At 48.1% G+C, this 25,178-nt stretch carries 19 protein-coding genes, 1 tRNA gene and 3 rRNA genes; 18 read left to right on the top strand and 5 right to left on the bottom strand.

Annotated features, from left to right (window positions below; all coding sequences use genetic code 11):
- The first annotated feature begins 54 nt into the window (after positions 1 to 54).
- The 14 genes from ubiB to OCU49_RS22875 all read left to right on the top strand — a co-directional run bounded on the left by ubiB (position 55) and on the right by OCU49_RS22875 (position 12,880).
- Positions 55 to 1,683 (top strand): ubiquinone biosynthesis regulatory protein kinase UbiB, encoded by a 1,629-nt coding sequence (gene ubiB / locus OCU49_RS22940; protein WP_261842835.1) that lies wholly within the window; start codon positions 55 to 57, stop codon positions 1,681 to 1,683.
- 77 nt (positions 1,684 to 1,760) lie between these two features.
- Positions 1,761 to 2,180 (top strand): phosphoribosyl-AMP cyclohydrolase, encoded by a 420-nt coding sequence (gene hisI, locus OCU49_RS22935; protein WP_261842834.1) that lies wholly within the window; start codon positions 1,761 to 1,763, stop codon positions 2,178 to 2,180.
- Between the two features lie 9 nt (positions 2,181 to 2,189).
- Positions 2,190 to 2,531, top strand: a complete 342-nt coding sequence (locus OCU49_RS22930; protein WP_261842833.1) for a phosphoribosyl-ATP diphosphatase — start codon at positions 2,190 to 2,192, stop codon at positions 2,529 to 2,531.
- Complete coding sequence (locus tag OCU49_RS22925; RefSeq protein ID WP_261842832.1) at positions 2,524 to 2,859, top strand: histidine triad nucleotide-binding protein; 336 nt, start codon at positions 2,524 to 2,526, stop codon at positions 2,857 to 2,859. The genes OCU49_RS22930 and OCU49_RS22925 overlap by 8 nt, the downstream gene beginning before the upstream one ends.
- A 13-nt stretch (positions 2,860 to 2,872) precedes the next feature.
- Entirely contained in the window at positions 2,873 to 3,118 is a 246-nt protein-coding gene (tatA, locus tag OCU49_RS22920; RefSeq protein WP_261842831.1) for a Sec-independent protein translocase subunit TatA, read from the top strand.
- A 14-nt stretch (positions 3,119 to 3,132) separates the two neighbouring features.
- The gene (tatB, locus tag OCU49_RS22915; RefSeq protein WP_261842830.1) at positions 3,133 to 3,510 is read left to right on the top strand and encodes a Sec-independent protein translocase protein TatB; all 378 of its coding nucleotides are present in this window, start codon (positions 3,133 to 3,135) and stop codon (positions 3,508 to 3,510) included.
- On the top strand, positions 3,497 to 4,297 hold the full coding sequence (gene tatC / locus OCU49_RS22910; protein WP_261842829.1) for a twin-arginine translocase subunit TatC: 801 nt from the start codon (positions 3,497 to 3,499) through the stop codon (positions 4,295 to 4,297). The genes tatB and tatC overlap by 14 nt, the downstream gene beginning before the upstream one ends.
- Positions 4,298 to 4,915: 618 nt before the next feature.
- Positions 4,916 to 6,455: ribosomal RNA gene (locus OCU49_RS22905) — 16S ribosomal RNA — on the top strand.
- Between the two features lie 85 nt (positions 6,456 to 6,540).
- A tRNA-Ile gene (locus OCU49_RS22900) sits at positions 6,541 to 6,617 on the top strand.
- A gap of 348 nt (positions 6,618 to 6,965) precedes the next feature.
- Positions 6,966 to 9,855: ribosomal RNA gene (locus tag OCU49_RS22895) — 23S ribosomal RNA — on the top strand.
- A 161-nt stretch (positions 9,856 to 10,016) separates the two neighbouring features.
- Positions 10,017 to 10,132: ribosomal RNA gene (gene rrf / locus OCU49_RS22890) — 5S ribosomal RNA — on the top strand.
- Together the 16S, 23S and 5S rRNA genes with 1 tRNA gene alongside form the textbook arrangement of a ribosomal RNA operon.
- 260 nt (positions 10,133 to 10,392) lie before the next feature.
- On the top strand, positions 10,393 to 10,830 hold the full coding sequence (locus tag OCU49_RS22885; protein WP_261842828.1) for a nucleoside deaminase: 438 nt from the start codon (positions 10,393 to 10,395) through the stop codon (positions 10,828 to 10,830).
- 13 nt (positions 10,831 to 10,843) lie between these two features.
- Positions 10,844 to 11,689: an AAA family ATPase gene (locus OCU49_RS22880; RefSeq protein ID WP_261845280.1), complete on the top strand. Its 846-nt coding sequence runs from the start codon at positions 10,844 to 10,846 to the stop codon at positions 11,687 to 11,689.
- Positions 11,690 to 11,704: 15 nt separating this feature from the next.
- Entirely contained in the window at positions 11,705 to 12,880 is a 1,176-nt protein-coding gene (locus tag OCU49_RS22875) for a vWA domain-containing protein (RefSeq protein ID WP_261842827.1), read from the top strand.
- Here the strand turns inward: OCU49_RS22875 and OCU49_RS22870 are convergent.
- The gene (locus OCU49_RS22870) at positions 12,877 to 13,635 is read right to left on the bottom strand and encodes a substrate-binding periplasmic protein (protein WP_261842826.1); all 759 of its coding nucleotides are present in this window, start codon (positions 13,633 to 13,635) and stop codon (positions 12,877 to 12,879) included. The two genes, OCU49_RS22875 and OCU49_RS22870, sit on opposite strands and share 4 nt — an antisense overlap.
- A gap of 129 nt (positions 13,636 to 13,764) precedes the next feature.
- Between OCU49_RS22870 and OCU49_RS22865 the strand changes: the two genes are divergently transcribed.
- Together OCU49_RS22865 and OCU49_RS22860 are read left to right on the top strand one after the other, a co-directional pair.
- Positions 13,765 to 14,211, top strand: a complete 447-nt coding sequence (locus tag OCU49_RS22865; protein WP_261842825.1) for a GNAT family N-acetyltransferase — start codon at positions 13,765 to 13,767, stop codon at positions 14,209 to 14,211.
- Positions 14,212 to 14,252: 41 nt separating this feature from the next.
- Positions 14,253 to 14,660: a hypothetical protein gene (locus OCU49_RS22860; protein ID WP_261842824.1), complete on the top strand. Its 408-nt coding sequence runs from the start codon at positions 14,253 to 14,255 to the stop codon at positions 14,658 to 14,660.
- 69 nt (positions 14,661 to 14,729) lie between these two features.
- Here the strand turns inward: OCU49_RS22860 and OCU49_RS22855 are convergent, their stop codons facing one another.
- Both OCU49_RS22855 and OCU49_RS22850 read right to left on the bottom strand, forming a co-directional pair.
- The gene (locus tag OCU49_RS22855) at positions 14,730 to 16,601 is read right to left on the bottom strand and encodes a methyl-accepting chemotaxis protein (RefSeq protein ID WP_261842823.1); all 1,872 of its coding nucleotides are present in this window, start codon (positions 16,599 to 16,601) and stop codon (positions 14,730 to 14,732) included.
- Between the two features lie 222 nt (positions 16,602 to 16,823).
- Complete coding sequence (locus OCU49_RS22850; RefSeq protein WP_261842822.1) at positions 16,824 to 17,753, bottom strand: LysR family transcriptional regulator; 930 nt, start codon at positions 17,751 to 17,753, stop codon at positions 16,824 to 16,826.
- Between the two features lie 353 nt (positions 17,754 to 18,106).
- Here OCU49_RS22850 and OCU49_RS22845 point away from each other — a divergent pair, with 353 nt between their 5' ends.
- Entirely contained in the window at positions 18,107 to 19,750 is a 1,644-nt protein-coding gene (locus OCU49_RS22845) for an amidohydrolase (protein ID WP_261842821.1), read from the top strand.
- A gap of 107 nt (positions 19,751 to 19,857) precedes the next feature.
- The gene (locus tag OCU49_RS22840) at positions 19,858 to 21,477 is read left to right on the top strand and encodes a BCCT family transporter (RefSeq protein WP_261842820.1); all 1,620 of its coding nucleotides are present in this window, start codon (positions 19,858 to 19,860) and stop codon (positions 21,475 to 21,477) included.
- A 72-nt stretch (positions 21,478 to 21,549) separates the two neighbouring features.
- On the opposite strand, the gene OCU49_RS22835 is transcribed toward OCU49_RS22840, so the two are convergent.
- Complete coding sequence (locus OCU49_RS22835) at positions 21,550 to 23,835, bottom strand: putative bifunctional diguanylate cyclase/phosphodiesterase (RefSeq protein ID WP_261842819.1); 2,286 nt, start codon at positions 23,833 to 23,835, stop codon at positions 21,550 to 21,552.
- Positions 23,832 to 24,908: a TRAP transporter substrate-binding protein DctP gene (dctP, locus tag OCU49_RS22830; protein ID WP_261842818.1), complete on the bottom strand. Its 1,077-nt coding sequence runs from the start codon at positions 24,906 to 24,908 to the stop codon at positions 23,832 to 23,834. The genes OCU49_RS22835 and dctP overlap by 4 nt, the downstream gene beginning before the upstream one ends.
- Positions 24,909 to 25,178: the final 270 nt, after the last annotated feature.

Here is a 25,178-nt window from a genome sequence, read left to right as displayed (position 1 = left end):
ATCAAGCGTGCAATATGGCGTCCCGTCCTATAGCTGAATATTCATGGCCCCTCAGTGAGACAATTACTGCGACTGCTTAAAATTGCCCGGGTGTTTGCAAAATACCGCCTGGATACCTTCTTTGAAAATCTACCATTGCGCTGGTATGTGCGTTTAGCGCTTTGGCTCATGTTGTGGCGTTACTTTATTCCGGTTGGCAAACGCAGCGAAGGCGAGCGGTTACGCTTAGCGCTCGAAGAGCTGGGGCCTATTTTTATTAAATTTGGCCAGATGCTGTCTACCCGAAGGGATCTGCTGCCAGATAATCTTGCCTTAGAGTTAAAGCGGCTACAGGATCAGGTGCCGCCGTTCGCTGGTGATAAAGCCCGACGTTTGATAGAGCGTGCTTTAGGCGACAACGTTGAAAATCTGTTCGCGGAGTTTTCTGCTGAACCTATGGCGTCGGCATCAGTTGCTCAGGTGCATCAGGCACTCATGTATAGCGGCGATGAAGTCATTGTCAAAGTTGTACGTCCGGGTATCGATAAGATCATTCGTAAAGACGTGGATCTACTCTTTAGTTTGGCGCATCTGATTGAAAAACTCTGGGCAGAAGGCAAACGCTTACGGCTGGTTGAAGTGGTGGCAGATTATGAAAACACCATTTTTGATGAGTTAGACTTACGTAAGGAGGCGGCAAACTGTTCTCAGATTCGTCGTAACTTCGAAGGCTCTCCCATTCTTTATGTCCCGGAAATCTACTGGGATCTGACACGTCAGAATGTGTTGGTAATGGAGCGTATTCACGGTATTCCTGTTGCCGATGTCGATCAACTTAATGCTCAGAATACAGATATGAAAAAGCTGGCTGAGCAAGGCGTTGAAATCTTCTTTACTCAGGTATTTCGGGACAGCTTCTTTCATGCCGACATGCATCCGGGAAATATTTTTGTATCCCGGGATAATCCCTCATCCCCACAGTATATTGCCATCGACTTTGGGATCGTTGGTTCATTGAGTAGTGAAGACCAGAGTTATCTGGCGCGCAATTTTCTGGCGTTCTTCAAACGTGATTACCGGATGGTTGCTCAGCTGCATATAGAATCAGGCTGGGTGCCTTCGGATACGAATGTAGTGGCTTTTGAAACGGCAATACGCAGTGTTTGCGAGCCTATTTTTGAGAAACCGCTGAAAGATATTTCGTTTGGTTTAGTACTCATGGGTCTGTTTCAGACAGCCCGGCGCTTTAATATGGAAGTGCAGCCACAGTTAGTGTTGTTACAGAAAACTTTATTAAACATCGAAGGCTTGGGGCGTCAGTTATATCCAGACCTGGATTTATGGCAGACCGCTAAGCCATTTCTTGAAAGCTGGATGAAAGAGCGTATGGGGCCTAAGGCCGTATGGAAGAATATTCGCCAGCAAGCGCCGGACTGGCTGGAAAAAATGCCGCAGCTTCCGCAGCTGACATATGAGGCATTACAGCAAATTAAACAGATAGATAGCAGCCGTCAGCAGCAATTGCAGCAGGTTAGCGAAAACACCACGAGCAAAGCACAGCGTTGCTGGCCTAAACTATTAGGTATTCTGATGTTGGCAGGTGCCGGTTTGACGTTGTTGGAACCTCAGGCTGTCGTGGCAAGCCTGCCGCCTCTGGGATGGTTGCTGACAGGTGCTGGTTTAGCACTGATTATTCGTGGCTGATACACCCTTATAAGAGGGATAGCACCCCTCTGGTTGATGGGGTATGCTTGGCGGCTGTCGTACACAGGTAGTAGAAAATGAGCGAACAAGCTTCAGATACAAATAGTCAGCAAACAACCTGGCTAAAAGAGATAAAATGGAATCAGGATGGTTTGATTCCGGCGATTGCGCAGGATTATAAGTCCGGCCAGGTTTTGATGGTTGCCTGGATGAATGCTGAAGCGCTGCAGCTGACCATTGCGGAACAACGTGCGATTTACTGGTCCCGCTCACGCCAGAAACTATGGCGCAAAGGCGAAGAGTCCGGGCATGTTCAGCAGTTGCATGATTTGCGTCTGGACTGCGACAGCGATGTGATTCTTATGCAGGTCGAGCAACTTGGTGGCATTGCCTGCCATACGGGTCGGCAGCACTGTTTCTATAAGAGCCTGCAAAACGGTGAATGGGTTGCTGCAGAACCTGTCCTAAAAGATCCGAACGTGATTTATGACAAATAAGGCCGTGTAATGAACGACGTATTGACACAATTAGGTGATATCTTAGAAGCACGTAAAGATGCGGCCGCTGACAGTTCGTATGTGGCAAGTTTGCATGCAAAGGGTCTGAATAAGATTCTGGAAAAAGTAGGCGAAGAGGCGACTGAATCTATATTGGCTGCTAAAGATGCTCAGAGCAGTGGGGATAACAAAGATGTTATCTATGAAGTAGCTGATTTGTGGTTCCATTCACTGGTCGCGTTATCGCATCTAGGTGAGCGTCCGGAAGCGGTGGTAAACGAGTTGGCACGTCGTTTTGACATGTCAGGCCTTGAAGAAAAGGCTAGTCGTCCCAACAAAGATAATGGCTGACTGTATTTTTTGTCGTATCGCTAAAGGTGATGTGACCGCAGATATTGTATATCAGGATGAGCAGGTAATAGCTTTCCGGGATATCCAGCCTAAAGCCGCAGTACATCTGTTAGTGATACCGCGGAAGCATATCGAGAATTTATATGATCTTGAACGTGCTGATCAGCAGTTGATAGCTCATCTGATGCTCACCATTCCCAAGATAGCGAAACAGCAGGGCCTGGATGCAGGATTCAGGACAGTAACCAATACTGGACATGGCGGCGGACAAGAGGTCTGGCACATGCATTTTCATTTGATGGGTGGCGATATGCCGCCAATGCAATAACGGAGTAGATATTATGTTAGGTGGTATTAGTCTTTGGCAATTAGCAATCGTTCTGGTCATCATTGTTCTGTTGTTCGGTACTAAAAAACTGCGCAATATTGGCGGTGACTTAGGTGGTGCAGTTAAAGGCTTCAAAAAAGCAATGAACGATGGCGCAGCTGAAGAAGACAAAAAGCAGATTCCTGCTGATGCTGATTTTGCAGAAGGTGATAAGCCTGCAGCAAAAGAAGCGGCTGAAGAACCTAAGTCTGACAAGTAATCAGGTAGTCCTGAATGTTTGATATCGGTTTTGCCGAACTTCTGATTATTGGCGTGGTTGGCCTCATAGTACTGGGACCGGAGAAATTGCCGGTTGCAGCACGTACTGTCGGCCTTTGGGTTGGTAAAGCCCGGCGAACTATTGGCGGTATTCAGTCAGAAATTAGTGAAGAGCTTCGTCTTGATGAGATGCGTCGCCAGGTTGCGATGCAAAAAGACGACCTTGATCAGGAGCTGAATGAAATGCGTCAGCCGTTTGATCAGGCGAACGTTGATTTGCAGAAAGAGATTAGCGCTGCACATGACGAACTCGACAAAATGCCTGTCTCAGAAGTTGAAACGCCTGAGACCATAAACAGCGAAGATAAGCCAGCCAGTAATGATCGATCCTAATCAGCCGGAAGTCGAACAAGAACAAACCTTTGTTTCTCACCTGGTAGAGCTGCGTACGCGTTTGCTCCGTGCCCTGATGGTGATCCTGGTAATCTTTTTGGGTCTGTTCTATTTTGCGAATGACCTTTACACGCTCATATCGGAACCTTTAACAGGGTTGTTGCCGGAAGGCACCAGCATGATAGCGACGGATGTTACTTCGCCATTCTTTGCGCCATTTAAGCTGACATTGGTTGCTGCTCTCTTTGCAGCGATGCCATTTATTCTGCATCAGATCTGGGGATTCATTGCACCAGGTCTGTATAAGCATGAAAAGCGTTTTGCAGTACCGTTGCTGGCATCAAGTATTTTCCTGTTCTATTGCGGTGTAGCTTTTGCTTACTTTATCGTTTTCCCGCTGATCTTCGGCTTCTTTACCAGTGTTGGGCCGGAAAATGTTGCGGTAATGACGGATATAAGCAGTTATCTTAATTTTGTCCTGAAGATCTTCTTTGCATTTGGCATCGTATTTGAAATCCCGATAGCGACGCTGTTGATTGTATGGGCCGGTATCAGCGATGTTGAAAGTCTGCGGTCGAAGCGTGCATATGTCATTGTTGGCTGCTTCGTACTGGGAATGTTACTGACACCGCCGGATGTTATTTCGCAAACACTACTGGCATTGCCAATGTGGTTGTTGTTTGAGTTAGGGATCATACTTTCTGTCATTATTCCGCGTAACACCGATGACCAGGATGAAGAGTTGGATGAAGCTATCCAGCAGGAAGAAGAGAACAAAGCTTCTTAAGTAGTCTCGACAGATTAGAATGAATTAAAACGCAGCTTATATAGCTGCGTTTTTTTATGCCTGTCGTTAGCGGTTTATGTAGCGATCTGCATAGCGATAAAAGCCGCGATTTTTGCAGCGCAAAAACTAATTACAATTATTGCTCAAAAGGCTGTTGACTCTTTTCAGTTGGTCCCTATAATACGCCCCCACATTGAGACGCAAGACAGCGGCAACGCAGACAGCAGACACAATGAGAAACAAAGTAACTCACTGATAAACAGCTTGTTTTGAAGTTCGAGTGAAATGCTTCGACCGGAACGAAAGCTTGTTTTTCCGGTTTTGAAACATTCTGCGGAATGATTCAAAATCTTCTGAAAATAAGCGTTGACTTCCACCGGGTGTTGAGTAGAATACGCACCTCGCTTGAGACGACAGCAGCCACGGTCAACACCGACTGCTGAGACGGATTAAGCAACGCTCTTTAACAATTTGATCAGATAATTCGTGTGGGCGCTTGTTGAGATGAAGCACAAAAGCTTTATCAAAGATAAGCAACCTAGTGAATTCATTTATGAGATTTACAAAGTTAGTTTAACTTTGAGCTAGATTTAAGACACTGTTTACAGTGTCGAAATTAAACTGAAGAGTTTGATCATGGCTCAGATTGAACGCTGGCGGCAGGCTTAACACATGCAAGTCGAGCGGTAACAGGGGTAGCTTGCTACCCGCTGACGAGCGGCGGACGGGTGAGTAACGCGTACGAATCTGCCTAGTAGTGGGGGATAGCCCAGAGAAATTTGGATTAATACCGCATACGCCCTACGGGGGAAAGCAGGGGACCTTCGGGCCTTGCGCTATTAGATGAGCGTGCGTCGGATTAGCTAGTTGGTGGGGTAATGGCCTACCAAGGCGACGATCCGTAGCTGGTCTGAGAGGATGATCAGCCACACTGGGACTGAGACACGGCCCAGACTCCTACGGGAGGCAGCAGTGGGGAATATTGCACAATGGGCGCAAGCCTGATGCAGCCATGCCGCGTGTGTGAAGAAGGCCTTAGGGTTGTAAAGCACTTTCAGCAGTGAGGAAAGGTTAGTAGTTAATAACTGCTAGCTGTGACGTTAACTGCAGAAGAAGGACCGGCTAACTCCGTGCCAGCAGCCGCGGTAATACGGAGGGTCCGAGCGTTAATCGGAATTACTGGGCGTAAAGCGCGCGTAGGTGGTTATTTAAGTCAGATGTGAAAGCCCTGGGCTCAACCTAGGAACTGCACCTGATACTGGATAACTAGAGTACAGAAGAGGGTAGTGGAATTTCCTGTGTAGCGGTGAAATGCGTAGATATAGGAAGGAACACCAGTGGCGAAGGCGACTACCTGGTCTGATACTGACACTGAGGTGCGAAAGCGTGGGGAGCAAACAGGATTAGATACCCTGGTAGTCCACGCCGTAAACGATGTCTACTAGCCGTTGGGACACTTGATGTCTTAGTGGCGCAGCTAACGCACTAAGTAGACCGCCTGGGGAGTACGGCCGCAAGGTTAAAACTCAAATGAATTGACGGGGGCCCGCACAAGCGGTGGAGCATGTGGTTTAATTCGACGCAACGCGAAGAACCTTACCTACTCTTGAAATCCTGCGAAGTCGGAAGAGATTCTGATGTGCCTTCGGGAACGCAGTGACAGGTGCTGCATGGCTGTCGTCAGCTCGTGTTGTGAAATGTTGGGTTAAGTCCCGTAACGAGCGCAACCCTTGTCCTTATTTGCCAGCACTTCGGGTGGGAACTCTAAGGAGACTGCCGGTGACAAACCGGAGGAAGGTGGGGACGACGTCAAGTCATCATGGCCCTTACGAGTAGGGCTACACACGTGCTACAATGGCCGGTACAGAGGGCTGCAATCCTGCGAGGGGGAGCTAATCTCACAAAACCGGTCGTAGTCCGGATTGGAGTCTGCAACTCGACTCCATGAAGTCGGAATCGCTAGTAATCGTGAATCAGAATGTCACGGTGAATACGTTCCCGGGCCTTGTACACACCGCCCGTCACACCATGGGAGTGGATTGCACCAGAAGTAGCTAGCTTAACCTTCGGGAGGGCGGTTACCACGGTGTGGTTCATGACTGGGGTGAAGTCGTAACAAGGTAGCCCTAGGGGAACCTGGGGCTGGATCACCTCCTTAAACGATAGCGGATTCTCAGCAAGCGTTCACACGAATTATCTGATCAGAATGTAAAGAGAGCGAATTGGTATTTATACCAAGACATAGGCTTGTAGCTCAGCTGGTTAGAGCGCACCCCTGATAAGGGTGAGGTCGGTGGTTCAAGTCCACTCAGGCCTACCAACCTTTCCTTTCTCTTCGTTGAAGCAATACCTCACATGGCAGACTATGTGTCGGATTACTTCGCCTTGATAAAGAAAAGCTTGGCAGTGATGTAATGATCGCATTATCGCTCAAGTTTATGAAAGTTTTAAAAAATATTCACGATGTTGTGACTATCTTTTAAAGCTTTTTGCTTTAAACGCTCTTTAACAATTTAAATCCTGTAAAAAACGAGAATTAAGAAGTAAAAAATGTACAAGCGCTAATCCGGCGTAAATGTATCGTTACTTCAGCGTTATTTACTTTGTATAAAGTAGATGGCTATGAAGTTTTATCAGTCACTTTGAATCAGACCCTTTTGGGTTATATGGTCAAGTGACTAAGCGTGCACGGTGGATGCCTTGGCAGTCAGAGGCGATGAAGGACGTGGTAACCTGCGATAAGGTTTGGGGAGTCGGTAAACAGGCTTTGATCCAAACATTTCCGAATGGGGAAACCCACCCAGTGTAAGCTGGGTATCTCTTGAGTGAATACATAGCTCTTGAGAGGCGAACTCGGGGAACTGAAACATCTAAGTACCCGAAGGAAAAGAAATCAACCGAGATTCCCCTAGTAGCGGCGAGCGAACGGGGACCAGCCCTTAAGCTGTGTTGTAGTTAGTAGAACGCTCTGGAAAGTGCGGCCGTAGTGGGTGATAGCCCCGTATACGAAAACTTATACACAGTGAAATCGAGTAGGACGGGACACGTGATATCCTGTCTGAACATGGGGGGACCATCCTCCAAGGCTAAATACTCCTGACTGACCGATAGTGAACCAGTACCGTGAGGGAAAGGCGAAAAGAACCCCTGTGAGGGGAGTGAAATAGAACCTGAAACCGTGTACGTACAAGCAGTGGGAGCGGACTTGTTCCGTGACTGCGTACCTTTTGTATAATGGGTCAGCGACTTAATTTCAGTAGCAAGGTTAACCGTTTAGGGGAGCCGTAGGGAAACCGAGTCTTAATAGGGCGTGTAGTTGCTGGGATTAGACCCGAAACCGAGCGATCTATCCATGGGCAGGTTGAAGGTTGAGTAACATCAACTGGAGGACCGAACCGACTGTCGTTGAAAAGCCAGCGGATGACTTGTGGATCGGAGTGAAAGGCTAATCAAGCTCGGAGATAGCTGGTTCTCCTCGAAAGCTATTTAGGTAGCGCCTCATATCTCACCTACGGGGGTAGAGCACTGTTTCGGCTAGGGGGTCATCCCGACTTACCAACCCGATGCAAACTCCGAATACCGTAGAGTGCAATTATGGGAGACACACTGCGGGTGCTAACGTCCGTTGTGGAAAGGGAAACAACCCAGACCGTCAGCTAAGGTCCCAAAGTTATGGTTAAGTGGGAAACGATGTGGGAAGGCTCAGACAGCTAGGAGGTTGGCTTAGAAGCAGCCACCCTTTAAAGAAAGCGTAATAGCTCACTAGTCGAGTCGGCCTGCGCGGAAGATATAACGGGGCTCAAACCATACACCGAAGCTACGGACGCAACTTGTTTGCGTGGTAGAGGAGCGTTCTGTAAGCCGTTGAAGGGAAAGCTGTAAGGCATCCTGGAGGTATCAGAAGTGCGAATGCTGACATGAGTAACGATAAGGGGGGTGAAAAACCTCCCCGCCGGAAGACCAAGGGTTCCTATCCAATGCTAATCAGGGTAGGGTGAGTCGACCCCTAAGGCGAGGCCGAAAGGCGTAGTCGATGGGAAACAGGTTAATATTCCTGTACTTCTTGTTATTGCGATGGAGTGACGGAGAAGGCTAGGCCATCACGGCGTTGGTTGTCCGTGTTTAAGGCTGTAGGCTGGGGAATTAGGAAAATCCGGTTCCCTAAGGCTGAGAGTCGATGACGAGTCCTCTTTTGGACGAAGTGGTTGATGCCATGCTTCCAGGAAAAACTTCTAAGCTTCAGATAACAAGAAATCGTACCCCAAACCGACACAGGTGGTCAGGTAGAGAATACCAAGGCGCTTGAGAGAACTCGGGTGAAGGAACTAGGCAAAATGGTACCGTAACTTCGGGAGAAGGTACGCCCCTGACGGTGATGAGACTTGCTCTCTAAGCTGTTGGGGGTCGAAGATACTAGGTGGCTGCGACTGTTTATTAAAAACACAGCACTCTGCAAACACGAAAGTGGACGTATAGGGTGTGACGCCTGCCCGGTGCTTGAAGGTTAATTGATGGGGTTAGCTTCGGCGAAGCTCTTGATCGAAGCCCAAGTAAACGGCGGCCGTAACTATAACGGTCCTAAGGTAGCGAAATTCCTTGTCGGGTAAGTTCCGACCTGCACGAATGGCGTAACGATGGCCACACTGTCTCCACCCGAGACTCAGTGAAATTGAAATTGCGGTTAAGATGCCGTATATCCGCGGCTAGACGGAAAGACCCCGTGAACCTTTACTATAGCTTCGCAGTGGACTTTGATATTACTTGTGTAGGATAGCTGGGAGGCTTTGAAACTTGGACGCTAGTTCGAGTGGAGCCAATCTTGAAATACCAGCCTGGTACTATTGAGGTTCTAACGCAGGTCCCTTATCGGGATCGCGGACATTGTGTGGTGGGTAGTTTGACTGGGGCGGTCTCCTCCTAAAGAGTAACGGAGGAGTACGAAGGTGCGCTCAGCATGGTCGGAAATCATGCATCGAGTATAAAGGCATAAGCGCGCTTGACTGCGAGACTGACACGTCGAGCAGGTACGAAAGTAGGTCTTAGTGATCCGGTGGTTCTGTATGGAAGGGCCATCGCTCAACGGATAAAAGGTACTCCGGGGATAACAGGCTGATACCGCCCAAGAGTTCACATCGACGGCGGTGTTTGGCACCTCGATGTCGGCTCATCACATCCTGGGGCTGAAGCCGGTCCCAAGGGTATGGCTGTTCGCCATTTAAAGTGGTACGCGAGCTGGGTTTAGAACGTCGTGAGACAGTTCGGTCCCTATCTGCCGTGGACGTTTGAGATTTGAGAAGAGTTGCTCCTAGTACGAGAGGACCGGAGTGAACGAACCTCTGGTGTTCGGGTTGTCATGCCAATGGCATTGCCCGGTAGCTATGTTCGGACAGGATAACCGCTGAAAGCATCTAAGCGGGAAGCCCCCTTCAAGATGAGATCTCACTGGGACCTTGAGTCCCCTGAAGAGCCGTTCAAGACCAGGACGTTGATAGGCTGGGTGTGTAAGCGTTGTGAGGCGTTGAGCTAACCAGTACTAATTGCTCGTGAGGCTTGACCATATAACGCCAAAAGCGTTTGGTTGTGTGATTACACAACACGGATCAAGTGATTGATGAAGATACATTGCTGCAAAGCATGTTGGATTAGAGTTTGTACATCATCTTAAGACTCGGATTAGCCTGAAGAAGGCATACAGGATTTTTATTGTTACAGTTTTTTGCTTGGCGACCATAGCGAGATGGAACCACCCGATCCCTTACCGAACTCGGAAGTGAAACGTCTTAGCGCCGATGGTAGTGTGGGGATTCCCCATGTGAGAGTAGGTCATCGCCAAGCACCTATTTAAGAAACCCTGCTACGTTGTAGCAGGGTTTTTTTTTCGTCTGCAGAAAAGTCAGATCTTCGGCTGCTCAAGCCCACCTGTATTCAGTTTTTTCAGTTCATACGAGCTCTACTTCAGATTTCTTACCTTATTAGCCTGAAATCATGAGGTCTTTATGGTTAGTCGGAAGATCTTGAATATAGGGTGAAATTGTCTTCCTACTAGATGATTAGGTATGCTCACGGAGTACTGAATTAAAACGAGAAAATAAATTATGGATAAGTTCCTACAGGCAGCAATCGATGAAGCAAAGCAGGGTCTGGCGGAAGGCGGCATTCCCATCGGTTCAGTTTTAGTTATTGATGACGAGATAGTCGCGCGGGGGCATAACCAGCGGGTGCAGAAAGGCAGCTGTGTGTTGCATGCTGAAATGGATTGTTTTGAAAACGCCGGTAGGCTGAGTGCTGCTGACTATAAACGTGCAACTTTGTATTCGACTTTATCCCCCTGTGACATGTGCAGCGGCACGGTGCTTTTATATGGTATTCCTAAGGTGATTGTCGGTGAAAATCGTACTTTTAAGGGGCCTGAAGAGTATGTCCGTAGCCGGGGTGTTGAGCTTACCTTGGTAGATGATGCTGAGTGTTATCAAATTATGCAGGATTTTATTGCCGCTAAGCCTGAACTCTGGAATGAAGATATAGGTGAATAAGGAGGGGCTGGTGATGCGCTTTGAAGGGACAGAGCAATATGTAGCAACATCTGATTTGCAGATGGCAGTTAATGCAGCGATTACACTACAGCGGCCCTTACTGGTTAAAGGTGAGCCTGGTACGGGTAAAACTATGCTGGCTGAAGAAGTTGCAGCAGCACTTGGCAAAAGGTTGTTACGCTGGCATATCAAGTCGACCACTAAAGCTCAGCAGGGGCTGTATGAATATGATGCTGTCTCACGCCTGAGAGACTCTCAGCTGGGCGATGAACGGGTACACGACATCAGCAACTATATTAGAAAAGGGATTCTCTGGCAGGCGTTTGAAGCAGATGAACAGGTAGTATTGCTGATTGATGAGATCGATAAAGCTGACATTGAGTTCCCCAATGATTTACTGGTCGAGCTGGATAAGATGGAATTCAGTGTTTATGAGACAGGTGAAGCAATAGTCGCCCGACACCGGCCTATTATCATTATCACCTCAAATAATGAAAAAGAATTACCGGATGCTTTTCTGCGTCGCTGTTTTTTCCATTACATACAGTTCCCTGATGTGCAGACAATGAAGCAAATCGTACAGGTACATTTTCCTGATTTAGAGAAGCAACTGGTACAGGAAGCTCTGGAAGTTTTCTTTGAGGTGCGCGGTTTGAATGGCCTGAAGAAAAAACCTTCAACGTCAGAGTTGATTGACTGGCTGAAACTGCTGATGGCTGACAAACTTTCGGCAGACATTTTGCACAGTAAAGATAGTAGTAAGGCTATCCCACCGTTACATGGTGCACTACTGAAGAATGAACAGGATGTTCATATGCTGGAACGGTTAGCCTTTCTGTCCCGTCGAACCTCCGGTTAAGGAGAGAGTACTGTTGTGCTGATTGAGTTCTTCTTTGCGCTGAGGCAAGCCAGAGTACCGGTTAGTCTGAATGAGTTACTGGTATTACTGGAAGCGCTGCAAAAACGGGTAGTGTTTGCTGATCTCGACGATTTTTATCTGTTGGCACGTTTGTGTCTGATTAAAGATGAAAAGTATTTCGACAGATTTGATCAGGCATTTGGTAAGTATTTTCAGGGCCTTGAGAGCGTACAGTTATTTCCTGAAGCTGAGTTGCCGGAATACTGGCTGAAGGCTGAGTTTCTTAAGCATTTATCAGCGGAAGAAAAACAACAGATAGAAGCGCTTGGCGGTCTCGATAAACTACTTGAAACTCTGCAGGACAGGCTTAAAGATCAACAAGGACGCCATGCTGGCGGGAATAAATGGATAGGCACTGGAGGAACATCGCCTTTTGGACATAGCGGTTATAATCCGGAAGGTGTTCGTATCGGTGGTCAGAGTCAGCATAAACGGGCAGTAAAAGTGTGGGAGAAGCGTGAGTTTCGTAATCTCGATGATTCTCAGACACTGGGTATCCGGAATATTCAGGTGGCATTGAGGAAGCTAAGGCGTTTTGCACGTGAGGGCGCCGCTGAAGAGCTTGATCTGGCGGATACTATTCGCAGTACTGCAAATAATGCCGGCTTGCTGGATATCAAACTGGTTCCCGAACGCCATAACGCTGCTAAAGTACTGTTGTTTTTGGATGTTGGTGGTTCTATGGATCCTTACATCCGTATTTGTGAGCAACTCTTTTCGGCCGTACGCAGTGAATTCAAACATCTTGAGTATTATTACTTTCATAACTGTGTCTATGAAAAGCTCTGGCAGAATAATCAGCGACGATTTCAGGAAACAGTTTCTACTCTCGAAGTTTTGCGTACTTATGGTAAAGATTACCGGGTAATTTTCGTTGGCGATGCAGCTATGTCTCCTTATGAATTACAGGAGCGTTACGGCAGTGTTGAGCATATGAATGAAGAAGCCGGACAAGTATGGTTACAGCGAATTCTGGATGTTTGGGATAAGGCTGTCTGGCTAAATCCAGCCCGGGAAGATTATTGGCAATACACCCGCAGTACTCAGATGATAAATCAGCAATTGAACGGCCATATGTACCCGTTAACGCTTGCAGGCTTAGAGCAGGCTATCAACCATCTGGCACGTTAACGATACTTAGCGTTTATTTTTTCTAAGGTTCCGTCTGACTGCATTTTTCGCAGAGTGGCATCAAATCTTGGCAAAATATCTGCGTATGGCGATGACTTGTTGATGAACAGCACCAGAGATAGCTTCTGATTGGCAATTGGTATTTCCCTGACATTGAATTCATCATCAGCAAACTGTTTCAGATGGTAGTTGAAGATATAAGGGTTCTCGACAATCATGTCGATACGATTAAGTTTCAACATTTCAGCCAGCGCAGAGGTTGAATAGGCCGGCTGAATAAAATGATTCGTCAGATTGCGTTTCGCCCAGCCGCTTCCGGCAACAACACCCAGTCTGTAAGGTTTCAGATCTTGTAATGTTAGTATATCAGTATCATCTAACCGGGTATCTGCAGTTTGTGTAAATGCCGAAACACTGCCATAAGTTACGGCTTCCTGGCTGGCGTTGGCATAGCTTAAGCGTTCAGGTGTGGCAACGGCGACATAGGCATCAATCTCGCCACTTTTAACGTACTTCTGGACGCGCTTCCAGGGCAGTATGCTGTGTACCACTGGGATATGCATTCGACGGTTCAGAGCTTCATTAAGAACATCTATTTCTATGCCCCGAGCTGTTTCCTTCTCTGCAAAACTATAAGGCTGATAATCCGCGTAAGCGATTGTCATTGCTGGGGTTTCAGCAAAATTGAAAGTACTGAAGAGCAAAGTAAACAATAATGCACAAATCTGGCGAAAGCGGTGAGCCTGTGTGCACATAGAGCTTCCTTTGGTGGCTAGATAGGCCAGGCATTTCAGCGTTACAAAAAAATGCGGGCAAAATATAAATAGCACAGTTTGTTTTGGAGTTCATCCGGGATCACACAGTATGAGTAACAGGAGGTAATGATGCATTTGGATATTCGACCGGCTATCGCAGCTGATACACCTGAACTTGCGGAACTGATGCAACAGCTAGGCTATCACTGGACACCATCTGAGCTGGCCGAAAGGCTACAGCAGCTACGGGCTAATGGGCATGAGATATGGGTTGCTTGTCAGTCGGGCGAAACCAGCGATACACCTGTTATTGGTTGTATCAGTGCTATTCTTGATGTGCGTCTGGCGGAAGGCTGTGTTGGTGAAATAGTCAGTCTGGTGGTTTCAGAGGAGTGCCGTGGCGGTGGCGTTGGGCAAGCTTTAATGCTAACGGCTGAAGCATGGCTGAAACCTCAGGTAAGCAGCATTCGTATCCGGGCGAATACGCGTCGGGAAGAGGCGCACGGATTCTATCTTCGGGCAGGATACCAGCCACATAAATTACAGCAGGTATTTGTTAAAAACTGTCGTCAGTAGGATAGAGAAAATTAACATTTAGGCATAACAGCAAGGAGCGCATGATGAATTATATTATGACGTTTAATGCTGCTGTTGGGCTGGAAGAGTTTACTGTCAGCGGGGATGAGAAGGCTATACCCGGTAAGACAGTAGCAAACTGGCTGGCAGAGAAACTGGCGGTTTATGGCGTGGTTGTTGAAGACCTGTATGAAGAAGATTGGGGCTGGGAGCTACGCCTCGATCTACTGCATGACGGCCAGCAACAGGGCTATTATCTGGGTGTAACAGGTGCAGAGGGCAGTACTACAGTCGAGTGGCGGTTAATGGTGACTAAGCAGCGTAGTCTGCTGGATCGTCTGGCAGGGCATAACGTATTGCAGCATGGGGATACGCTTATCGATACGCTACAAATTTTACTTCGGGAAAATAACCACCAATTGACAGATAGTCACTGGCAACCTGAATAAAAGACGGAGTTTGTCTTTATTTGCTGAGAAATGCTCCCCGCTGTTATTACGGGGAGCTTCCTTGAAAGGTTATGAGTTGCGGGAATCTACCTGGAAGCACTCAGCGGATTCAACCAGCTCCTGTCCACGGCTGGAAACCTGAATGCTTTGGCTGCGAATGTCAGACGTATATTGGTTGCTTTCCACCATTGCGCCGGCAATCTCTTCCATATTGGTAGCAATTTCCTGCGTTACGCGGGCCATTTCTTCGATACCGACAGCAACCTGATGATTACGGTCCGTTACACCCTGAATACCGTCATTAATTACACCGACGACTGACAGAGCTTCTTCACTGTATCCCTGCCCAACACTGATGCATTCACGGGCACTTTCCATACTTTTAATCAGTGAGCGGGTCAGCGTTGCCATGCTATCGACAATAGATGTGATTTCGGCTGTCGCATGTACTGTTTTTTCAGCCAGAGTACGTACTTCATCGGCAACCACCGCAAATCCTCGCCCTTGCTCACCGGCGCGCGCAGCTTCAATAGCTGCGTTCAACGCTAGCAGACCTGTCTGATTGGCAATATCGCTGATCATATCGGTAATGCTGTCGACCTTGGTTGAGTGTTGATTCAGTTCTTGAATCTCTTCATCTACCTGAGAGAATAGAGTGGCAGTTTCAGTAAAGGAATTCACTGCGCGGTCAATAACTTTGGAGCCTTCTACTGCTGTCTCGAATGACTCGCGGGCCATAGAGTCGGCATCGTTTGTAGTATTGGTAAGGTCCTGCAGAGTCGCGCTCATTTCTTCAGTTGCTGAAGCTACAGTAGTGGTTTGTTCAGTTACCTGTTCAGAGGTCTGGCTTACCTGTTCAATAGAAGTATGCAGTACACCTGCAGCAGTGGTCAGTTCCAGGCTGGTGTTTTTTACCTGACCGACAATCCCTTCCAGTTCGTCCGCCATATGGTTGACCGCGTTGGCTGTCCGGTCAAATTCATCGTTACGTTTTTCATTAATAGGTAAACGCAGGCTGAGGTTACCGGCGCCAATACCTTCCAGGCAATCAATGATACTGCTCATGGATGCGGTGATCGTACGGGCAATGTTGAAAATCAGTAAAAACAGAATAGCAGCTAATATCAGACCGCCTCCGGTAACCATTATCCGGGCATCGCTGATCGTACTCTGCATGTCCGCTTCCACTTGCTGGAGGACGGTTGATTTCATTTGCTGAATCAAGCTCTGCACGTTAGTACGGATATTGCCAAGCTGCTCGTCGGCAGCCTCACGTGTGGTTCGAATGTCCGTTACAACGGCTGCTGCCTGCCCAAAGCTGGCAAGGTAAGCTTCAAAGGTTTCCTGGTAAAAGTCGTACAGATTAATATCATCTGCTGCTGCTCTGAACTGGGTAAACAGTGACTGAATCTCTTCATGCTGCTCGGCCTTATGTTGTTCAAAATAAATGCTGACCAGGATACTGGTATCGCGCTGAATCGGTTTCAAAGCTCCCAATACTTTACCGGTAAGTTCTGTACCGACTGTATTGACAGACTGGCGTAAGCCTTCGTCATCACTTTGCCCCAACGTTTGATCAAGCTGTGCCAGTTTACGTAAATTGTCGATATAGAGGTTGTAATTAGCTTCCAGGGCATTCGCATCAGCGGCGAGTGAGTTTTCGGCAGCCAATGCACTAAGTGAGGCTATTTGCTCTCTCTGATTAGCAACCAGTGAATCAACGGCTGCCATGTCGTGACTTTCAGCCCGTTCAAATTCAAACAGACCTAAGCGCAGTTCCTGCAGTTGAGCCAGCTGAGAGTTAACCTGGATAGTTTGTCCGGCACTGCTGGATATCTGGTTAATAGACGTCAGAGCAGCATATGCCAGCGCTGCACAACTGAGCAGCGTGAGGATCAGGACAGAGCCAAGCTTTGCCCTCAGAGATAGGTTTTTCAGCATTGTACATCTTCCAGTATGGCGGTTCGGAAGATAATTGTGTCCGCTACAATTCCAAACAACCCGAGAGCCAGCGCTGACCATATCGCTCCATCGGGCCGCACTTTATTATTGTTAAGTGGCCCGAGTATGCCATTAAATGTCGCCTTTTGTATGATTGCGGTGGGTTTTGTCGCACATAGAGTCCTCACTTTGGGGAGGGGCTTTAATTACATTCGGGAACTATTAATCGCTGGCGGTAAAGGCAGCAAAGCTTTCCAGAAATGTATGCAGCACCGGCCCAACATGCTCGCCTTTACGGACCACCAGAGATAATTGCACTTCGTGGCTAAACAGTTCCCGTGGCAGTGTACGCATCTCATTGTTGCTGACCCAGTTTGCGGCGTAACGGCGTGGCAGGAAACCAATATAGCGGCCGGATAAAATCAGGAAGGCGAGTCCTTCCGATAAGTAAGACGAGGCTGTGGCCGGTGGTAGTGATTGTGCCAAAGCGCTTTTCATTTCTGGTGCATAGCAGCCTTTGGCATATCCGGAATCTTTCAGTGCTGCGGTATCGATATGTGCTTCGGTGAACAGCGGACTCTGGTAACCGCAAAACAGGTCGACGCTAATCAGAAAGCGATGAATAACCCGTAAGTGCTTGCCTGCATCCGTAAATAAACCAATGCCGAGATGTAATGTGCCGGCGCTGAGTTCGTCTTCAATTTCGTCGGATGACAGTACTTTAATAATAATGTGGACATCCGGATGTTGCGCAGCAAAGCGATGAATCACATCCTGAACTCTGGTATTCGGTGACATAGTTGAGTTGTCGAGAATACCTATTTTCAGCTCACCGGTAAGTTTGCCGTTGAGGCTGGCAACATTGGCGTTGAACTGATCAACACTGGAAAATAGTTTACAGGCCTCAGCGTATACCACCTGGCCATTTTCAGTCAGGGAGAAACCTCCACGGCCTCTGTTACAGAGTTTTATTCCCAAGCGTGTTTCCAGGTCCTGAATATAGGTGCTGATACTGGACAGGGCGATATTCAGAGGTTCCTGTGCCTGGGTGAACCCGCCGCTTTCAACCACAGTTACAAAGATACTCAGCAGGCGGATATCAATACTGCTGGTTTTGCCAATTGAATAATCGCTGTTGTGATGCAAAGGCATTTCAGATCCCGTCGTTATTTTTATAGGTACGGTTTGCTCCATATTGATAGTGGTCAATGCTGAGTACAAGCGGAAAAAAATTCATTACCTGCGATGTGTATATGGATTTCAATCTTCCAATGAGCAGGCTGAGGATGCCATATACCTAATTAACTTCTTGATACCCCTCATAAATCATTCTCCTTCCAGGCTGAATTCGCATGGCTATTACTTCAGGATTTTCCAAACTAATTTTCTGTTATTGGTGATTTTACCGAACTTATCCCTTCCCTAAACTGGTTAATCAGAGGCTTTCCGCACAGATAAAGGTGCAGAAACTCAATGGCTACAAATAACAATAATTCGAGGTGTATATGGCCAATTTTGCTTTTATTAACGGTGAAGTGATTACCGTTGATGCGCAGGATCGAATCTGTTCTGCGCTGCTGGTCACTGGAAAGCACATTTCCGCTGTCGGCGACGATGCAGAAATACTGGCGCAGGTAGATAACCATCAGGTGATCGACTTACAGGGGCGTACCCTGATGCCGGGTTTCATTGATGCACATAACCATCTGACCCATCAGGGGGCTGCGTTCGCAACGGTGGACTTTGGTTACCCTGCTGTTTCGTCAATTGAAGATTTACGTAATGCCGTTCGTGAAGCGGCAGAGAACTGCGCGCCGGGTAAGTGGATTCGTGGTTGGGGTATGAACTACGAAAAGTTTGCTGACGGCCGGTTGCCAACCCGCTGGGACCTGGATGATATTTCTCCTGAGCATCCGGTATGTATCGTTCACGTCAGCGGTCATAACGTATTGGTGAACAGTCTGGCTCTGGAGCTTGCTGGAGTCACGGATGCAATGCCTGACCCTGCCGGCGGTATGTTTGTTCGCGATGAGCAGGGACGGATCACTGGTTATGCCTATGACAGCGCGCAGCAGCTTGTCATTCCGACCAGTGTAGACGTAGGACATCATGGTCCGGATATCGGCTATGACCTGCCATTAGAAGAGCTGGTAGATGATATTGACCGTGCCTGTCAGGCCTATCTGAAAGTCGGTATTACGTCTGTAGTAGACCCGCAGGTAACCACCCGTGAGATGCCTGGCTATATGGCTGCCCGTCAGCAAGGCAAGCTGACCATTAAAACTACCTGTATGTACCTGTCGAATCATCAGAATGCGATTAATGAGCTGGGTATCACCGATCATATTGGCAACGATCTGCTGTCTATCGGGCCGATGAAGTATTACTGCGACGGTGCGCTAATTGGTGGTACAGCGTTGTTCTACGCAGACGAGCCGCAGACGGAACATGGTTGCCAGTGCAACAAGAGCGCCGGCAGAGGTTACACCTACTGGCCCGATATCGAAGCGTTTAAAGAAGCATTGATTGATACCCATAGCCGGGGCATGCAGTTCGGTGTGCATACCCAGGGAGATATGGCGATGGATATCGTACTCGATGCGGTTGAAGAAGCGCAGCGACGCTTCCCGCGGAGTAATGCCCGTCACCGTATTGAACACTGTCATGGGCCAACCCGCGAACAGGTTGGCCGTATCAAACGTCTGGGCGTTATTCCGGTGACTCAGCCAGGTCAGGTGAATGAAACCGGCGATGATCTGACAAGTATTTACGGCGAGCGGCGGGCGAAGCGTTTTTGTCCATTGCGCGACATGCTGGATGAGGGTGTACCTGCGGTCATCAGTACCGATGCCTTCGTTCAGTCGTATAAGCCTTTTGATGCCATCAGCGCAGCTGTAAACCGACTCAGTCTGACGGGCCGGGATATGGGGGAAGGCCAGCGTATCTCAGTTCTGGAAGCGATACGCTCCTATACCTGGAATGCCGCGTACTCGGTGTATCACGAAACCCGTAAGGGGTCGCTGGAAGTAGGGAAACTGGCCGATTTAGCTGTGATCGATGCGGCTTTTCTGAGTGTGCCCGTTGAGGATATCAGCCAGCAGGAAATCTACATGACCCTTTCTAACGGGGAGATCGTTTATCGCAAATAACAATTTTGTTCTCTGACGTGACAGCGTCAGAGAGCACTCTTGCAACCTAAAGATCTGAAACGTCCGAAACAAAAGATCCGAGAATAAAAATAAATAGGAGAATGATGATGGATAAACTGTCAGCCACCCGAAGTGGTGGGTTCCTGGGTGATTATGACAAGCCGCTGTTCTGGACAACGGCGGGTATTACCCTTTTGATTGTTGCCTTGGGAGTGGCCAGCCCGGATACCCTGAAAGCTTACGCCAGTAATGCACAAGGGTATTTGAGTAGCCAGTTTGGCTGGGCGTATGTACTGGCGTTAGCCGTGTATGTGGGCATTGGTCTCTGGGTAGGATTTAGCCGCTATGGAAATCTCAAACTGGGTACGAAAGATGAAACGCCTGAGTTTACGACCTTTACCTGGGTCGCCATGCTATTCAGCTGTGGTATTGGTGTTGGCTTCCTGCTTTGGGGCGTAGCTGAACCGCTTTATCACTACATGCAAACGCCCTATATGGCTGAGCCTGCTACACCTGAAGCAATACCTGTTGCTTTACAGATAACTTCTCTTCACTGGGGGCTGCATACCTGGATGGGCTACTGCATAGTTGGCTTGTGCATTGCGTTTCCTGCGTTTCGTTACGGTAAGCCGATGAATATTGGTATCGCCCTGTATGGCTTGTTGGGTGAACGTACAGAAGGCAGTGTCTGGGCACGGTTACTGGACCTGATAGGTGCGGTAGCGACCATTGGCGGAATTGCTACGGTGCTGGGCTTAGGTGTAATTTCTATTGATTACGGCGTTAATCATATCTTTGGGATTGAGACAGGTAACACGGGCAAAGTCATTATTATCGCGGTGTTGGCTGTTCTCTACAGCTTGTCTGCGGTTTCCGGTTTGAAGCGTGGCGTGGCGTATCTGAGCACGGTCAATGTGGCGATAGTCGTGGCTTTCTGCGTGTTCATCTTACTAACGGGTGATACTAATACTCTGTTGCGTTACTACGTGACTGGTATCGGTAATTATCTGGGCAATTTGCTGCCAATGACTTTCTGGGCAGATCCGCTGCAAAAGAGTGGCTGGATTAACTGGTGGACAGTCTTTTACTGGCTGATCGTTATTTCCTGGTCGCCGTTTGTTGGTGGCTTTGTGGCACGAATTTCCCGTGGTCGTACTTTGCGTGAGTTTATTCTGTTTGCTGTGCTGACACCTACATTGTGCTCAATGCTATGGTTTGCGGTTATCGGCGGTTCTGCCATTGGCCTGGAAGCTGGTGGTGAGGTGAAGATTTTTGAGGCTGTGCAGGCGAATGTCGGTTCAGGTATTTACGTCCTGCTGGATAGCTTCCCAATGAGTGGTTTGCTGAGCCTGGTTGTCTTCATCAGCATGATTATCTTTCTGGTAACCTCTGCAGATTCGGCATGTTTCTTTGTGGCGATGCAAATGTCTAAAGGCGCTTATGAGCCTGCATTTGGCATGAAAATCACCTGGGGGCTATTTACCGGCATGCTGGCTATCGTATTGTTACTCAGTGGTGGTTTGAAGGCGGTGCAAACAGCGTCAATTGTGGCGGGTAGCCCGTTCGCGATTGGTATTGGCTTTATGATCTGGTCGTTGCTGCGTTCTCTGAAACAGGAGTATGCCAAGGAATATGAAGGTGCTGAAGACACTGTTCCAGAAGCTATTGAGTCAACAGTAGCTGGCGGTGAAATGCGAACCAGCGGCGCGTTTAGTCCGCGTGATTAAAGCCTGAAAGCAATATAAAAAACCATGCCGGAGGGCATGGTTTTTTTGTAGAGCAATAAGTGGCTGAGCCAGTTACATCTGACTGAGCAGTGGTTTGGCTTGTGCGGTAAGCCAGCGTTTGAACTGTTTGACGGGTAATGGCTGGGAGAAATAATATCCTTGTCCAACCTGACAATTGTTCGCAATGAGAAACTCCAGCTGTTGCTGGTTTTCGATGCCTTCGGCAACAACTTCCAGGCCGAGAGCATTGGCCATTGAAAAGATTGCTTTAACAATGGCGTCATTGTCATCCGGATTTGGAATAGTACTGATAAAGGAGCGGTCGATCTTCAGCACTTCAATTGGCAATTGCTTCAGATAGCCCAGTGATGAATAGCCTGTCCCGAAATCATCCATTGCAATTGAAATACCCAGGCTTTGTAGCTTAGTGAGAGTTTTAATTGAGCCCGCTATGTCTTCAATGACCGCACTTTCGGTTATTTCCAGCTCCAACTCACCGGGCTGAATTTTATATTTCTTCAGGCAGCCTTCCAGGTATTCGCATAACAGACTGTCTTTAAACTGCCGTGGTGACAGGTTAACAGCGATGGTTAAAGGGCCAAGCTGCTGTTGCTTCCATTCAGCGATTTGCTGGCAGGATTTATCAATTACCCAGTAGCCTAACTCGCAAATTAAGTTACTTTGCTCGGCAATAGGAATGAACCTGTCTGGTGTTGATACAACTTCACCATCCCGGTGCCAGCGTAGCAGTGCTTCGGCGCCAATTACGTCGAAGCCGTCAGGCCGCAGCACAACTTTAGGCTGGTAATGCAGATCCAGTTCGTTTTCCTGGATAGCCTCTTTGAGGCCTTCAATTATCATCTGATCGCGCTGGCGTTGCTGCTCAAGATGCGAGGAGAAGAAGCAGACCTGGCCGCGTCCCTGTTCTTTGGCCTGGAACATTGCGGAATCCGCACGTTTGATCAGTTCGTGTGCATTGGCGGCATCACCCGGGAAGGTTGAAATGCCAATGCTGGCGCCAGGCTTTATCTTATGCTCATCGACATAGAAGGTCCTGCCTATCGTATTGACCAGATCTTCCGCCAGTTGCACCAAACTTTCGTTATCCAGATAACTGGATACGATGACTGTAAATTCATCGCCGCCGATGCGGTAGACGGTATCAGACTTACGTAAGCGGGCTTTCAGGCGGTTGGCGATTTCGATAAGTAGCAGATCGCCGGCTTCGTGACCGAAACTGTCGTTGGTCCACTTGAAGTTATCCAGATCAATAAACAACAAGGCCAGGGCGCTGGTCTGGCGACTGGCCAGGTGGATGTCTGCTTCCAGCCGTAGCATGAATGAGTAGCGGTTGGGGATTTGTGTCAAGGTGTCGAAATACGCCAGATGATGCAGCTTTTGCTCAGCTTCCTGTTTTTCTGCAATATCCGTTAATACACCAACATAAGTGGTATTTGCGTCGGTCAGAACGCCGTCGATTGGCTCAACAATATTGATATTCAGCCAGCCAGGGAAGGTGCTGCCGTCTTTACGCTGGCCAACAACCTGGCCGGCCCAACTGTGCTTTTTCTCAAGGGTTTCGGCGGCAAACTGGAAAATAGGTAGCTGCGCACGATCGGTGGCATAAATGGCAGGAGGGCGGTGGAGTATTTCGTTTTCTTTGTAATTTGTAATAGTTGTGTAACTGGGGTTTATATCGATGACATGGCCGTCTTTATTGACGACGAATACTGCTTCATCAAGGGCATCCAGTGCGTGCTGGGCTACCTGGAGTGATTGCATCGGCGAGACCAGTGCCAGCCGCAATACAATATAAAGAGAGCCGACGAATAACAGGCTGACAATAGCGACCTGCGTGATGTCTACCCAGAGAGAACTTTGCAGGGTTTCGGCGAATTCTTTATTAGAATAACTGACCTCAACGTGGCCGATGGTCATAGCACCCAGTGATACGGGGTAACTGATACGGTTGGGTTGTTGTTTCCAGATAAGGTCATCACTGTCGGCGTTGAAACGTTCAATCTGATCGTCTTCACGCTTGATTTTACCCATGTAGAGATGCCCGAAGTTACCGAATACCTTGATGCCCTGAATGAACTCAGAGTCCATTTCGGCATCAAGAATAGCGTCGGCAAACTCAGAGGTATAAGTACGGTTGTAAGATTTGTTGTAAATATTCCAGATAGTTGGCTTTACTGATGCAGCAACCCGCTTGGCGACTGCTAAGCCCCGTTCCTGGGAGGTGCTCTCCATCAATTCCGCATTTGCCACATAACGTACAGCGACAAAAGAACTCATAACCAGCAGGGTTATGAGGCTAACGATGCAGAACAGGCGGATCGTTAAGCGGTTAATCATTGCTGCTCATAATTCCCGAACCAGTCGTAGTACTGGTTGTATTCCTTTTTAAAGCTGCGTTTCTTATCGATAATTTCTTTAGTGATTGGATCTCTCTGAGCATATTTGACTAATACTTTGTCAGACTCTTCACGCCAGCGGTCAATATCTTCCTGCGACCAGCGGTTTATATTGACGCCGCTGTCTGCCAATTGTTTGAAAGCTTCGAAGTCTGCGACTTTGGCTTTCATGGTTACTGACAGCGTGTAAGACTTTATTGCTGCTTCAAGAATGGCTTGTAAGTCTGGCGCTAACTCATCAAAGGCGGCCTGATTAATCAGAAAATCAGACAGAACTGAAGGCTGCCAGATTGCCGGTACAATGGCGTGCTGACCAATATCATGCAGACCTAAATCCCAGGCGCCCCGTGCGGTTGTCCATTCCACGGCGTCGATATCGCCATTTTCAAGCGCCGGACGAATTTCGTTCGGCACCAGCGGGATAGTATAGGCACCGGCTGCAGCGGTTAGTACTTCACTGGGCAACCCCGGACCGATGCGCACTTTCTTTTCGCGCAGGTCATCAAGGCCTGTAATAGGTTCTTTGGATATCAGTCCAAACTCCATACCTGGCCACCAGGCTGGGCGCCATAAGATACCGTCTGGAGATGATAGCGTGTTGGCCAGCTGTGTACCTTCTCCGGCGAGAAAGAACATCATCGAGGCATCAAGATTCATGAAGTCGAAAGGACCAGCGTTCATCAACGCCCAGGCAGGATGCTGACCAGACCACCAGTTAGGCCAGCCGTTACCCATTTCGATACGGCGTTCCTGTACAGCGCTATAGATATCCGGTCCGGCAGGAACTTCACAGCTGGGGATTATTTCCAGTTGTAAGCGGCCAGCACTCATCTTACTGACGCTGTCAGAAAGTTCTAAAAGCCCCTGATAATCAATACTTTCTTTGGTCGCCTGAGTTTGTAAACGCCAGGAAATTGTATCGGGTTCCTGATCTATACATCCACTCAGACAAAAACTAAAAATCACAAACAGGCTGGCTGGCAGCAGATACGACTTGCACCAGGAGACGCTCATTGATTGCTCCTAAAAACTGTTAAACCGTTTAATACTTCAGGAAACCCCCGGGAGCTTGAGCACAGGTCTGATGTTTGCAGACCTCTACCTTTTGTCTCCTACAATTGATGCTCTCTGTCAGATATTGATTTCGCAGCTCATCAACTGTAATTCCGCAAACCTATATGAGTTTTGCGTGCCAGATAGAGTATAAACAGAATCGTCTAAGGTCAACGGGGGCAGTTGACCTTAGTCATAGAGGCCAGTTTTAAGGCAAATTTTGAAGAAAAA

This window comes from Aliamphritea ceti (genome assembly GCF_024347215.1).
GTDB classification, from domain to species: domain Bacteria; phylum Pseudomonadota; class Gammaproteobacteria; order Pseudomonadales; family Balneatricaceae; genus Amphritea; species Amphritea ceti.
The sequence above is the reverse complement of the archived record's forward strand: the minus strand, read 5'-3'. Positions and strand labels throughout refer to the sequence as shown.